A 13,806-nucleotide genomic window follows, 5' to 3' on the forward strand; every position below is an offset into this window, starting at 1 on the left:
TCGCCCCGGATACGCAGAAGGGCCGGGCCCCGGTCACACGACCGGGCCCGGCCCCTCTCACGACACGCGCGGGAAGCTTCGTCAGTGACGGCGCGTCACAGCAGTCCGTCCCACATCTGCTCCAGCAGCACCGACCACCAGCTCTCCGGTGAACCCAGCGCCGCCGGGTCGAGCGAAGCCAACTGCGCCTGGAAATCGACGGTCCAGCGGCCCGCCTGCTCCTGGTTCAGACCGAAGCGCAGCCGCCACATCCGTCCCAGCAGCGCAAGGCAGCGCTGGAACTCGGGCAGCCCCGTGTTCACGAACTGCGGCGGTACGGGCACACCGCCCGGCCCCGCCTCCACGGGAACCGCCACGATGTTCGCCGTCCCGTACTGCACACAGAGCGTCTTGCCGAAATCGCTGCCCATTACGAGGTACGAGCCCGCGTCCGGCGACGGCTGCACCCCGCGCTCCTGCGCCAGCTCCGCCAGCGTCGGCACCGGCCGCCCCGGCTGCGCCTGCGCCCAGAAGAACGGGCCCATGTCCATCGGCAGCCCCGCCACCACCAGCGAGTGCGCCACGACCGGCGGCACGCCCTGCCGGGACACCGCGGCCTGCTCGAACCGGAAGATCCCCGGCCCGAACGCACCCGCAAGCTCCTGAGCGACACCCTCCGGCGGAATCGGCGGCACCGGCTGCACCGGCTGCACCGGCGCACGCACCGGCGCGGGACGCGCGGGACCGTCGGCCACCTGGTGCAACTCGCCCTGGTGCGCCAGCAACTGCTGCATGCCCTGCTGACGGCTCGCGTGATCCGTTCCGTACGGCGCGATGCTCGCGAGCCGCGCCTGCGGCCACTGCTCCCGGATCATCCGCGCACAGTACGCACCCGGCAGCTCGCACGACTCCAGCTCCGTGTGCAGTTCGAGCACCTGGTCCGGCGGCACGTTCATCGCCCGCAGCTCGTGGAAGATCTGCCACTCCGGATGCGGGGTGCCCGGCGCGGAACGCCGGATCAGCTGCTGCTCGGAACCGTCCTGCGCGCGGTAGCGCAGAACGGCCTGGTAACCCGGACCGACGGTCGGCTGACCCTGCTGCGGATACCCGTACGCGGGGGCCTGCGCGCCGGGCCCGGGGGGACCCGGGACGTACTGGGCCGGGCCCCGGTGGTGCTGGCCCGGGGGTGGCATGGTGCCGGGGGGTGGCATGGCGCCGGGCGGGGGCATCGTGCCGGGGGGCGGCATTGTGCCGGGGGGTACGGCGCCGGGGGCCATGCCGGGTGCTCCGGGTGCTCTGGGAACACCGTGGCCGGCGGGCGTGCCCGGGGCGCCCGGAACTCCGGGAGCCTGCGGTGGCGGGGGTACGCCAGGGCCGCTCACCGGGGGTGCGGCCAGCACGGTCTCCGCGTGGTGAACGGCACCACGCCCGGCCCCGGATGAATCCTGCGCACCGGGTGCTCCCGGAGGCTGCGGGGCACCCGGGGCACCGGGCGCCCTGGGAGGCTGCGGCGCACCAGGCATGCCCGGGGCACCGGGAACGCCAGGGGGACCGGGCGGATTCGGGAGGCCTGGTGCGCCAGGGGCACCCGGGGCACCCGGCGGATTCGGAGCACCCGGCGGATTCGGAGCACCAGGGGCGCCCGGAGGCTGCGGCGCGCCACCGCCCGGGCCGGCCGGTCCGGGCGCGGCGAGCACCGTTGCGGCGTGGTCGACACCGCCCGCAGGCGTACCGCCGGGCGCGCTCGGCGCACCAGGGGGCTGCGGCGCACCCGAAGGCTGCGCGGCGCCAAGCGCGTTCGGCGCCCCGGGTACGTTCGGAACTCCGGGCGGGTTCGGAGCGCCCGGAGGCTGCGGCGCACCCGGAGGCTGAGGCGTGCCAGGAGCCGGGGGAGCCCCGGGTCCGGCAGGTGTCCCGGGGCCGTCGGGGCCCAGCGCCGACACGAGCTGGGTCGGCACATAGCCGCCCGCCGGCGTACCCGGCGCCCCGGGTCCGGACGGGGGAGGCGTCGCCCCAGGCCGCTCTCCCGGGGCCCCCGGGACACCCGGCGGAGGCGGCGGGTTGGAGGCTCCGCCCCGCGACCGGCGCGGCGGAGGCGCCGCCTTGCTGGTCGCCGCATCGGCGATGTCCCCGGCATTCGGCGCGAGAGGCCGCCCCGGCGCACCGGGCCCGCCCGAAGTCTGCGGCAGGTCGCTCGCCCCCTGCGGATACCCGTAGCCCGGTGCCGGCGTGCCCTGCGGACCGCCGACGGGCGGCGCCCCCGGAACGGAACCCGCCCCGGCGGCACCCTGCGGATACCCGTACGAAGCACCACCCGGCGCAGGCGCACCCTGCGGGCCACCCGTAGGCGGCGACGCCGGAGCAGAACCCGCTCCCGCACCCTGCGGAAAACCATAGGCCGACGCCCCAGGCACAGGCGCACCCTGCGGACCACCCGCGGACGCCGCCCCCGGAACAGAACCCGCACCCGCCCCCGCACCCTGCGAACCGCCCCGCACAGCCTGCACGTTCGTGTCGTCCAGCACCGTCGGCGGGAGCTGGCTGCCGCCCTCGATCAGCGCCGTCTCTGCGTCCGGCAGCACCGCTGGCGGCGGAGTGTCGTCGTCGTCCGCACCGCTCAGCGGCGGCGCGAACACCGTCGCGGGCAGAGGTACCGAACGGTCCTCACCCGCATCGCCGTTGGTGTCGGTCCCGGCCCACGGCGTCGCCCCCACAGGCACGCCCGGCCCGCCATCGGCACCCCGCGCCGCCGGCACCCCCGCCTGCGTCTCGGGCAGCGCCCCCGCGCCCCCGGATCCGGCCGCCCCGGCACCAGAACCCGAACCCGAACCGGCGTCACCCCCACCGGCACCCGCGTCCGCCCCGGCCCCCCGACGATCCGGAATCCCCAGCCTGTCCGCCGCCTCCTGCAACCACTCCGGCGGACTCAACAAGAACGACGTCTGATTCAGATCCACCCGGGCCGAAGGCGCCGGCGCCGGCTCGTCCACGGCGTCCGGACGGCCGTACTCCTCCTCGTACCGGCGGATCACCTCGCCCACCGGCAGCGCGGGCCACAGCGTCGCCTCGCCGCTGTCCCGGGCGATCACCAGCCGCTGCGCACCCCCGTCCGAACGAGGCCCGTCCGCCCGGTCCTCGGCCCACACCACGAACCCGAGCCCGAACTCCCGCACCCGCACCTCACGATGCTGGTACGCGGGCACATCCCCGTTCACCCACTCCTCGGCGCGCTCCTGCGCCTGCGCGAACGTCACCACCGGTCAGCTCACTCCCCCACCGAAGAGACGGGAACGGCCTGCGCGAAACCGCCGTCCACCATCAGGTTCGCCACGGTCTCCAACTCCGGCGGAGAACCCGCCAACCGCGACAGGAACACATCGAAGTCCTCACCGCACGGCAGCAACAGCCGCTCCACCCGCTCCGCGGGCGCCCACGAAGGATCGACGTCCCGGGCATCGTCGTACGCGCAGAACCACACCGAACCGACCCGCTCGCCCTTCACCTTCACCGCGAGCAGCCCGCCCTGCACGAACCCGACACCCAGGTAGTCCTTGGTCAGATGGTCACGCAGGCACTTGTTGACGTACACCAGGTCATTGACCGCCGCCTCGTCCCGCACCGTGAAGAACGGCTGGTCGATCAGCAGGCCCAACTCCGCGTCCAGCGCCGTACCCACCGGAGCACACCCGCCCGCCGCCTTCAAGAAGGACCGATACGCCCCCGGCAGCCGGTAGCCGAGGTCCTCCTCGACCCCCTGCACCTGCGACTCCGTCACCGCCACACCCGACTTCGGCAGCCCGAAGTGCGCCGGCCGCGTCTCCTGCAACGGCCGCGTACCCCGCTTGTTCTGGTCGACGTTCGACGTCGCCACCCCGCCGTGATGCCGCAGCAGCGCCTTCACCTCGACCGGAACCAGCTCCAGCCGTCTGCCGCCCGCCACGTGATGCCACGTCCAGCCGTGCGGCGTCGCCACCGACGACACCGTGTCCCACAACTCGTGCCCCGTCGCCGCCAACGCCGCGTTCGCCGACACATAGTCCGTCAGCCGCAACTCGTCGACCCCGAAACCCTCCGGCGGCTCCGCGATCTCCGCCGCCGCCCGCGCATAGGGCGAGAAGTCGGGGTAGCCGTGCTCGTCCACCGGCACCCCCCTCGGGTGACGGGCCGCCCGGACCGGATCCGGGAAATGCACGACCTGCCCGGCATAGGCCGCGTTCGGCGGCGCGGCTTGCTGCCCGAGCCGACCTGTCGTCATGGCGGTTGCCCCCTGCGGCACTCTGTACGACCCGTAGCCACCGACTCCGGCAACTACGCCCCGTAACCCCTGTCTCGTCCGTCTCGACTTCCGTTTCGACCGTCTCCACCGTCTCCGCGCGTCAACCCCGCCGACCGCATGGAGCGCGGTGCGGACAGCCTATGCGGTACGACGACGCCGGTCACCGGGCCCCGGTAACCGTCGCTCCGCTTCCGTGACCAGCCGTCACCCCGCCGTGACAGCCCGCCCAAACCCTGGCGTGTCGCGCCGCCCCAGCTTCCGTACCAGCCACGGCATTTGGCACTCTGTGACGTCCGGCGCATGCTCGGGAGGGGATGACGATCATGAACGCGACGCAGACGGGACCACAGACAGGGCCGCACCCAGGCACCTCCGGCGACCCCCGGGTCGGCTGGAGCAACACCCATGCCCCGGACGCCCCCACGCTCCGTCACCGCCGCGACGGCATACTGCCCACCGTCGCCGCCGCCCTCTCCGTACGCGGCGCCACCCTCACCGGCACCGCCGCCCGCGGCGACCAGACCCCCGCCCTGCACCCCCTCGTCCAGGACTTCCTCGACACCCTCACCAGCGCCCAGCGCGACCGCTTCACCGGCCGCTGCGCCGAAACCATCCTCATCTCCCGCCACATCGCCGCCGCCGACGCCGCCCGCAGCAAGCGCGCCGCCCGCAAGCCCATGACCAACGGCGAGGCCCGCAAAGCCCTCAAGCAGGCCAAACTCACCGCCCGCCGCATCCGCGAGGACGGCGACCCCCTCCACGGCAGCTTCGCCACCCCCTGCCGCGCCTGCACAGCCCTCAGCGCCCACTTCGGTGTCCGCGTCGTCGACCCCACCACGACACAGGACTGACCCGCCCCCCACACAGCCCTCACAAACCACGCCCCACACCGCGCACCGCCCCACACCGCACCGCACCGCAGCACGACGGCCACCACAGCGCCGACCCCTGCCCCGGCTCCGGCCCCGACGCCCCGACGCCCCGACGCCCCGACGCCCCGACGAACGAAGAGCAGATGCAACCCGACCGTTCCTCCACCACCCGCTTCCCCGTACCCGTCGACGCCGCCCTGCGCGCCGCCGGCTGGCAACCCGGACGCTGGGACATAAGACAAGCCGAGATCTGGGCCGACACCCTGCGCGAACACACCTCACCCGCCGGACACCGGCACACCGTCTTCCCCGCCGCCGTCGAAGCCTGGGCCGAATTCGGCGGACTCCGCATCACCCCCACCGGCCCCGGCCGCCAGGTCGCCCCCGCCGCCCTCCACCTCGACCCCCTGCACGGCCTCCACCTCGCCCGCACCCTCGGCGACCTCGGCCGCGCCCTCGACACCGAGGTCTGCCCCCTCGGCACCGAAACCGACACCGAGGCCCTCCTCGCCATCGACACCGAAGGCCGCGTCTACGCCCTCGACCACACCGGCGACTGGTACCTCGGCCCCGACATCGACCAAGCCCTCGCCGGACTCGTCGCCGGCACCGAACCTGTACGCCTCACAGCCGACTGAACCAACCGGCAGCGCACAGACACCACAGGGCGGCTACGACGCCGGAATCACCGCCGACACCCGGAAACCACCTGCATCCGTCGGCCCCGACACGAACACCCCGCCGAGCGCCACGACCCGCTCCTTCATCCCCAGCAGACCGTTGCCCCCCGACGGCAACCGCGCCGACGAAGCCGATGACACCTCCGGCGGCGGCTCGTTCTCCACCTGCATCGCGATCTCCGACACCCGATGCGCCAACCGCACATACGTCTTCGCCCCCGCCGCATGCTTGTGCACGTTCGTCAGCGCCTCCTGCACCACCCGATACGCGGTCTGCTCGATCTCCGCCGCATACGCCCGCGCATCCCCCTCCACCGACAGATCCACGACCATCCCCGCGGCCGCCGACTGCCCGATCAACTCGTCCATGTCCGACAGACTCGGCCCCTCCGCCTCATCCGCGACCCGCGAAGCAGAAGCCGCGGCCGCCGCCGCAACCCCCACCGCCGCCAACGGCACCGCCGACCGCTCACGCCGCTCCCGGCCGTCCCCGCTGCGCAGCACCCCCAGCATCTCCCGCAACTCGGTCAACGCCTGCCGCCCCATGTCACCCACCAGCGCGGCGTTCTTCACCGCCTTCTCCGGATCCTTCCGGGCCACCGCCTGAAGCGCCGCCGCATGCACCACCATCAGGCTCACCCGATGCGCCACCACGTCATGCATCTCCCGCGCGATCCGGGTCCGCTCCTCGTTCCGCGCCCACTCCGCCCGCTCCTCCGCGCGCTCGGCCAGCAGCATCAACTCCCGCTCAAGACTGTCCGCCCGCTCCCGCAAGCTCTCCATCAGCCTCCGCCGGGCCCCCACATACAGCCCCAGCAACAGAGGCGGCGCGGTCATCCCCACCGCGGTCGTGATCGCCGCGAACGGAACGAACCAGTCCCCCAGATCCAGCTCCCCCCGCGCCATGTCCTGCCGCACCCGCACGAACATCACGATCAGCATCCCGACCAGCGACATCCCCGCCAGCGACCCGATGATCCGACGCGGCAGCTCCGACGCCGCCAGCGTGTACAGACCGACGATGCCCATCAGGTAGCCCATCTGGGCCGGCGTGATGGCGATCGACACCAGCACGACCGCTATCGGCCACTTCCGCCGGACGACCAGCACCGAGCCCGCCAGCACACCGAAGACGATCCCCGCGGCGACCGGAATCCCCGCGTCCTCCGCGAACCGGATCCCCTCGGCCGCGCACTCCAGTGCGGACACCACCGCCAGGCCGACATCGAGCGCGGCACTGCGCCACCTGTCCCACCACCACGGCCCTCCTGGGGCCGTGGCGCGCTCTTCCCCCGTCGTGGTCATGCCTCCAGCCTACGGGCGGCGGGCGCCCCTTTTCCGGTGAGTTTCCACGACTGGCCTACACCACAGTGAGTGACCGAACGACGACGATACCGACCGATATCCCTCGAACTGCTGAATCGCTCACCGTTCGACACCGGAAGCGATGATTCCGCCCGGACGGTATGCCCATGGCACATCCACACAGCAAGTACGCGGACTTCGAGGCGCTACGGGAGCGGGCGGTGGCCCTGCGGCGTGGCGGCTACAGCCTGCGGCAGATCCGCGACGAACTGAAGATCTTCAACAACGACATCCTCAACCAGCTGGTGAAGGGCGAACCGCCGCCGGAATGGACGAAACGCCCCAACGCGAAGGACGACCTACGAGCGAAGGCGCGGGAGCTACGCCTCCAGGGCTGGACGTACGACCAGATCGAGGCGGAGCTGGGGTGCTCGCGGAGCTCTGTCTCGCTCTGGGTTCGGGATCTGCCGAAGCCGGAGCGCACGCGAAGCCGGGAGGAGGCTGCGGCGATCGCCAGGCGCGGCTGGGAAGCGAAACTCCGTATCCGTGACGAGGAGCGGCGGCGCACGAAAGAGACGGCGAAGGAGGCGATCGGCGGCTTGTCGCCTCGCGAGCTGTTCCTGGTAGGCGTAGGCCTCTACTGGGCCGAGGGCAGCAAGGACAAGCCGTACGACCGCCGCGAGAGCGTCACGTTCGTCAACAGCGATCCAGGCGTGATCAAGGTCTTCCTCGCCTGGCTCGAGCTGCTCGAAGTCGAGCGAGAACGCCTCCGCTTCAGCGTCATGATCCACGAGAACGCCGACGTAGCAGGCGCCGAACGGTACTGGGCCGACCTCGTTCGCGCCGACCACGCCTCGTTCAACAAGACGACTCTCAAGAAGCACAACCCCAAGACCGTTCGCAAGAACGTCGGTGACACCTACCGAGGCTGCCTAGTGATCAAAGTCCTGAAGGGCGCCGACTTGTACCGTCGCATCGAGGGCTCCTGGTACGGCATAGTGTTGGGTGCTGACTCGGCGATCTAACCGAATGTCCGGTTTAGTCGAGTTTCATCCCCCATGGTGTAATCAGGCAGCACTGAGGGTTTTGGTCCCTTAAGTTCAGGTTCAAATCCTGATGGGGGAGCTGCTTGCATCTGGGCCCTGACACCGTCGTCAGGGCCCACTCTCATGTCCCCCCCCGAAACGCCCCGGTATCCTGCGGATGTCCACCCCCACCCCTCCACAGCCGAAGGGCAAACCCCGTGAGCGCCATTCGCCCGGCAGCCGTCGTCGTTCTTGCAGCGGGTGAGGGCACCCGTATGAAGTCGGCCACACCGAAGGTCCTGCATGAGATCTGTGGCCGTTCCCTGGTGGGTCACGTGCTGGCCGCCGCGCGTGAGTTGGAGCCGGAGCATCTCGTCGTCGTGGTGGGTCACGCCCGTGAGAAGGTCACCGCGCATCTGACGGAGATCGACCCGCAGGTCCGTACCGCCGTGCAGGCGCAGCAGAACGGGACGGGGCATGCCGTACGGATGGCCCTGGAGGAGCTGGGCGGGTCGGTCGACGGGACGGTCGTGGTGGTGTGCGGTGACACCCCGCTGCTGAGCGGTGGGACGCTGCGTGCGCTCGCTGCGACGCATTCCGCCGACGGCAACGCGGTGACGGTGCTGGCTGCGGAGGTGCCGGATGCGACGGGGTACGGCCGTATCGTGCGGGACGGTTTGTCGGGGGCGGTGACCGCGATCGTGGAGCACAAGGACGCCTCCGAGTCGCAGCGCGCGATCCGTGAGATCAATTCCGGGGTCTTCGCGTTCGACGGTCAGTTGCTCGCCGATGCGCTGGGCAAGGTGCGGACGGACAACAGTCAGGGCGAGGAGTACCTGACGGACGTGCTCGGGATTCTGCGGGAGGCCGGTCACCGTGTCGGTGCGTCGGTGGCGGCGGATCATCGTGAGATCGCGGGGATCAACAACCGTGTGCAGTTGTCGGAGGCTCGTCGGATTCTCAATGACCGTCTGCTGACCGCGGCGATGCTCGCCGGGGTGACGGTGGTGGACCCGGCGACGACGTGGGTGGATGTGACGGTGACGTTCGAGCAGGACGTGGTCGTTCACCCGGGGACGCAGTTGCATGGTTCGACGCATCTCGCCGAGGGGTGCGAGGTGGGTCCGAACAGCCGGCTGAGGGACACGAGCGTGGGTGCGGGGGCGCGGGTCGACAACACGGTGTCGAACGGGGCGGTGGTCGGTCCGCAGGCGAGCGTGGGGCCGTATGCCTATCTGCGGCCGGGTACGCGGCTGGGGCTGAAGTCGAAGGTCGGTACGTATGTGGAGACGAAGAACTCGTCGATCGGTGAAGGGACGAAGGTTCCGCATCTGTCGTACGTCGGGGACGCGACGATCGGTGAGTACACGAACATCGGTGCCGCGAGTGTGTTTGTGAACTACGACGGGGAGAGCAAGCACCACACCACCGTCGGTTCGCACTGCAAGACGGGTTCGGACAACATGTTTGTGGCTCCGGTCACGGTGGGGGACGGCGCGTACACCGCCGCGGGGTCCGTGATCACGAAGGATGTGCCGCCCGGTTCGCTGGCTGTGGCCCGTGGTCAGCAGCGGAATATCGAGGGCTGGGTGGCTCGTAAGCGTCCGGGGAGTGCTTCGGCGAAGGCGGCCGAGGCGGCTTCTCGGAGGTCGGAAGGCGAAGGCTGACCGGAAACAGGTGCGTCCGGGACGGCGTACCGTGATAAGTGCACATCGCATCGCACCCCCCAGCTGAGACGGCATGTCGCGCCGCGTGGTGACGACGTCCGTCTCGGCATCCAGCTGAGACACCTCTGAGGAGACAGTGCTGTGACCGGGATCAAGACGACCGGCGAGAAGAAGTTGATGTTCTTCTCCGGCCGCGCCCACCCCGAGCTTGCCGAGGAGGTCGCCCACCAGCTGGGTGTCGGGGTCGTCCCGACGAAGGCCTTCGACTTCGCGAATGGCGAGATCTATGTTCGGTACCAGGAGTCGGCGCGTGGTGCGGACTGCTTCCTGATCCAGAGCCACACGGCTCCGATCAATAAGTGGATCATGGAGCAGTTGATCATGATCGACGCGTTGAAGCGTGCGTCGGCCCGTTCCATCACGGTCATCGTGCCGTTCTACGGTTACGCGCGGCAGGACAAGAAGCACCGCGGTCGTGAACCGATTTCGGCGCGTCTGATCGCGGACCTGATGAAGACGGCGGGTGCGGACCGGATCCTGACGGTGGATCTGCACACGGACCAGATCCAGGGTTTCTTCGACGGTCCGGTGGATCACCTCTTCGCGCTGCCGCTGCTGGCGGACTATGTGGGCAGCAAGGTGGACAGCTCGAAGCTGACGGTGGTGTCTCCGGACGCCGGCCGGGTGCGGGTCGCGGACCGCTGGTGCGACCGGCTGGGTGCGCCGCTGGCGATCGTGCACAAGCGGCGTGACAAGGACGTGGCGAACCAGGTGACGGTCCACGAGGTCGTGGGTGAGGTCCGGGGCCGGGTGTGTGTCCTGGTGGACGACATGATCGACACGGGTGGGACGATCTGTGCGGCGGCGGACGCGCTGTTCTCGCACGGTGCGGAGGACGTCATCGTGACGGCGACGCACGGTGTGCTGTCGGGTCCCGCGGCGGATCGTCTGAAGAACTCGAAGGTCAGTGAGTTCGTGTTCACGAACACGCTGCCGACTCCGGGTGAGCTGGAGCTGGACAAGATCACGGTGCTGTCGATCGCGCCGACGATCGCGAGCGCGGTGCGTGAGGTGTTCGAGGACGGTTCGGTGACGAGCCTGTTCGACGAGCAGTAACGGTCACGCAAGATCGATTTCGGTTACGGCCTCCCTTCCGAGTACGCTGGTGCGGTTGCTCGGCGAGGGAGGCCGTACCGCTTCGCAGGAAGCTTGTACGGCGGTCCGTAATCGACGCGCTCTTCGTAGCAGGCCGTTCGTGTGGCCGGGTGACCACGTTCCCCTACGTCTACGAGGAGTGAAGAGCATGTCCGAGGTGAAGATCGCCGCCGAGACCCGTAGCGAGTTCGGCAAGGGTGCGGCCCGTCGTATCCGCCGTGACAGCAAGGTTCCCGGTGTGCTGTACGGCCACGGTTCGGACCCGATCCACCTGACGCTGCCGGGCCACGACCTGCTGCTGGCGCTGCGTACGCCGAACGTCCTGATCTCCCTGGACATCGACGGCAAGACCAGCGAGCTGGCGATCCCGAAGTCGGTGCAGCGTGACCCGATCAAGGGCTTCCTGGCGCATGTGGACCTGCTGCTGGTCAAGCGCGGCGAGAAGGTCACGGTCGAGATCCCGGTCAACGCCGAGGGCGAGCTGGCCCCGGGCGGCAACCTGCTGGAGCACGTGCTGAACGCGCTGCCGGTCGACGCCGAGGCCACGCACATCCCCGAGGGTGTCACGGTGTCGGTGGAGGGCCTGGAGGCCGGTGCCTCGGTTCTGGCCAAGGACATCACACTGCCGAACGGTGTGACGCTCGCCGTGGACGAGGACGCCGTCGTTCTTCAGGTGCTGGCTGCGCAGGCGGAGGAGGCTCCGGAGGCCGAGGAGGCCGCCGAGGGCGAAGAGGCCGCCGTCGCCGAGGCCTGATCCTCACCGTCGTCGTTTTTGTCAGCCGCTGTTCCCGTGGGGGGCAGCGGCTGGCGCGTATCAAGGAGACATGGACGTGACGACCGATGCCAACGCGCCCTGGCTGATCGTGGGGCTGGGCAATCCGGGGCCCGAGTACGCGGGCAACCGGCACAATGTCGGCTTCATGGTGGCCGATCTGCTGGCGGAGCGGATCGGGGGCAGGTTCAAGCGGGCCGGGAAGGCGCAGGCGCAGGTCGTGGAGGGGCGGATCGGTCCGCCCGGACCGGGGAACCGGCGGGTGGTGCTGGCGAAGCCGATGTCGTACATGAACCTGTCGGGCGGGCCGGTGAACGCGCTGCGGGACTTTTACAAGGTGCCGGTGGCGAACATCGTGGCGGTGCATGACGAGCTGGACATCGACTACGGGGTGCTGCGTCTGAAGCTGGGGGGCGGGGACAACGGGCACAACGGTCTGAAGTCGATGACGAAGGCGATGGGGTCGGACTATCACCGGGTGCGGTTCGGGATCGGGCGGCCGCCGGGTCGTATGCCGGTCGCGGATTTCGTGCTGAAGGACTTCTCGTCGGCGGAGCGCAAGGAGCTGGACTACTTCGTGGACCGGGCGGCCGACGCGGTGGAGTGTCTGGTGATCGACGGGCTGGAGCGGGCGCAGGGCACGTACAACTCCTGACTTGTCCGGCCATGGGGCTTCCCGGAGTTGACCGGGTGCAGCGGCGTGGCCAAGGATCGCCGCCATGCCTACTGCGGTGTCTTCCAGTCAGGGCGCGCACGCCGTGCTGCGGTTCGGGCGGGTGGCGGCGATGGGTACGGTCGCCGTGCTGATCCTGATCGCGGGGGTGTGGGGGTCCTGGGGGACGGCGCAGCACGTGATGCTGACCAAGGGCCGGGAGAGCGGGACGATCGCGGTGACGCGGTGCGGCGAGGACACGTGTTCCGGTCCGTTCACTCCGGTGTCCTCGGGTGCTCAGCCCCGGGATCGGGTCGTGATCGAGAAGACGGTCGCGGTGAAGAAGGGGCAGACGTACACGGTCGTGGTGAAGCCGGGCAGCGACGATGTGGTCCGCTCGGGTCCGGCCGGGGTGCTGTATGCGTGGGTGCCGATGGGCGGTGCCCTGTTGCTGGCTTCGGTGGTCGTCGCGGGCGGGTTGCGGCGGACGCGGGTCGCGTGGGTGATGGCGGGGTCCGGGGCCCTGTTGCTCACGACTGCTTTTGCGGTGCTGTGACCCTGGTTGGCCGGATTCCCCGGCTCTGCGGAGTCTGTTTGTTCCCTGTTCGTGATTGACGGGGGGCCAACCAGGGCTGGAGGCTGTGCCTCACCCTCCACAGCTTCCCTTTTCGCATCTCGAAGATGGACTGCCCCATGCGTACCCTCAATCGGGCCGGCGTGCTGACCGCCGTCGCCGCGGCGACTCTGCTCGCCGTTCCCTCCGCACACGCCACCCCTTCCGGGGACAACGGCACCGTCAAGATCCATGACGCCGAGACCGGCGAGGAACTGCGGCGCAACGAGCCGCACGTGTGCACGTTCTACCTCGATGCGTTCGGCTTCGACGGCGTCCAGGAAGTCGACTGGCATATCGAGGCCTGGGCTCCGACGGCCGACGAGAAGGGCGAGACCGTGAAGTCCGGCGAGATCACGCTGGACGACGAAGGTCACGGCCGTACGGAGGACATGTCGCTGCCCGACGGGCACTACAAGCTCTTCTGGAACTTCGAGGGCGAGAAGGGGTCCGCGAAGCACAAGGTGTTCTGGACGGACTGCGAGGACGACGACGAGGGTCCCGGCCCCGGTTCCACGCCGAGTTCCTCGGCCTCGCCGAGCACCTCCGCCTCGCCCTCCACGTCCCCGTCGCCGGGCTCCGGGCCGTCGGGGTCCTCCACTCCGTCGTCCTCCGCGTCGTCGTCTCCGTCGGCTCCGGGCGGCGGTCTCGCCGAGACCGGCAACGGCGCCCCGGTCGGGCTGCTTTCGGGCCTGGCGGCCGCGCTGGTGGCCGCGGGCGGCTACCTGGTGGTCCGGCGGCGCCGGGCCTGACATACGCAGACCTCAGTGACAGCGGTGCCCCCGAGCTCGTACGAAGCTCGGGGGCACC

Annotated in this window: 12 protein-coding genes; 9 read left to right on the forward strand and 3 right to left on the reverse strand. The window is 70.3% G+C overall.

Features of this window, described 5'->3' with window-relative positions:
* Positions 1–95: 95 nt before the first annotated feature.
* Together F7R91_RS23820 and F7R91_RS23825 are read right to left on the reverse strand one after the other, a co-directional pair.
* Positions 96–3,236: an SUKH-4 family immunity protein gene (locus F7R91_RS23820; RefSeq protein WP_150951139.1), complete on the reverse strand. Its 3,141-nt coding sequence runs from the start codon at positions 3,234–3,236 to the stop codon at positions 96–98.
* A gap of 8 nt (positions 3,237–3,244) precedes the next feature.
* A complete protein-coding gene (locus F7R91_RS23825; protein ID WP_150951140.1) occupies positions 3,245–4,234 on the reverse strand; it encodes an SMI1/KNR4 family protein in 990 nt (329 codons plus the stop codon).
* A gap of 335 nt (positions 4,235–4,569) precedes the next feature.
* Here F7R91_RS23825 and F7R91_RS23830 point away from each other — a divergent pair, with 335 nt between their 5' ends.
* Entirely contained in the window at positions 4,570–5,106 is a 537-nt protein-coding gene (locus tag F7R91_RS23830) for a YwqJ-related putative deaminase (protein ID WP_150951141.1), read from the forward strand.
* 164 nt (positions 5,107–5,270) lie between these two features.
* Positions 5,271–5,765: an SUKH-3 domain-containing protein gene (locus tag F7R91_RS23835; RefSeq protein ID WP_150951142.1), complete on the forward strand. Its 495-nt coding sequence runs from the start codon at positions 5,271–5,273 to the stop codon at positions 5,763–5,765.
* 33 nt (positions 5,766–5,798) lie between these two features.
* On the opposite strand, the gene F7R91_RS23840 is transcribed toward F7R91_RS23835, so the two are convergent.
* The gene (locus F7R91_RS23840) at positions 5,799–7,112 is read right to left on the reverse strand and encodes a sensor histidine kinase (protein WP_150951143.1); all 1,314 of its coding nucleotides are present in this window, start codon (positions 7,110–7,112) and stop codon (positions 5,799–5,801) included.
* Positions 7,113–7,279: 167 nt separating this feature from the next.
* Between F7R91_RS23840 and F7R91_RS23845 the strand changes: the two genes are divergently transcribed.
* The 7 genes from F7R91_RS23845 (at position 7,280) to F7R91_RS23875 (ending at position 13,748) form a co-directional block, all read left to right on the forward strand.
* Positions 7,280–8,137 (forward strand): helix-turn-helix domain-containing protein, encoded by an 858-nt coding sequence (locus F7R91_RS23845; protein ID WP_150951144.1) that lies wholly within the window; start codon positions 7,280–7,282, stop codon positions 8,135–8,137.
* A gap of 218 nt (positions 8,138–8,355) precedes the next feature.
* Entirely contained in the window at positions 8,356–9,804 is a 1,449-nt protein-coding gene (gene glmU / locus F7R91_RS23850; RefSeq protein WP_150951145.1) for a bifunctional UDP-N-acetylglucosamine diphosphorylase/glucosamine-1-phosphate N-acetyltransferase GlmU, read from the forward strand.
* A gap of 141 nt (positions 9,805–9,945) precedes the next feature.
* A complete protein-coding gene (locus F7R91_RS23855) occupies positions 9,946–10,920 on the forward strand; it encodes a ribose-phosphate diphosphokinase (protein ID WP_150951146.1) in 975 nt (324 codons plus the stop codon).
* Between the two features lie 187 nt (positions 10,921–11,107).
* Positions 11,108–11,713, forward strand: coding sequence for a 50S ribosomal protein L25/general stress protein Ctc (locus F7R91_RS23860; RefSeq protein WP_150951147.1), 606 nt, complete (start codon positions 11,108–11,110; stop codon positions 11,711–11,713).
* A 70-nt stretch (positions 11,714–11,783) separates the two neighbouring features.
* Entirely contained in the window at positions 11,784–12,386 is a 603-nt protein-coding gene (gene pth / locus F7R91_RS23865; RefSeq protein WP_150951148.1) for an aminoacyl-tRNA hydrolase, read from the forward strand.
* Positions 12,387–12,450: 64 nt separating this feature from the next.
* On the forward strand, positions 12,451–12,939 hold the full coding sequence (locus F7R91_RS23870; RefSeq protein ID WP_150951149.1) for a hypothetical protein: 489 nt from the start codon (positions 12,451–12,453) through the stop codon (positions 12,937–12,939).
* Between the two features lie 137 nt (positions 12,940–13,076).
* Positions 13,077–13,748, forward strand: a complete 672-nt coding sequence (locus F7R91_RS23875) for an LPXTG cell wall anchor domain-containing protein (RefSeq protein WP_150951150.1) — start codon at positions 13,077–13,079, stop codon at positions 13,746–13,748.
* The last annotated feature ends 58 nt before the right edge of the window (positions 13,749–13,806 follow it).

Source organism: Streptomyces luteolifulvus (assembly GCF_008806595.1).
Classification (GTDB): Bacteria; Actinomycetota; Actinomycetes; order Streptomycetales; family Streptomycetaceae; genus Streptomyces; species Streptomyces luteolifulvus.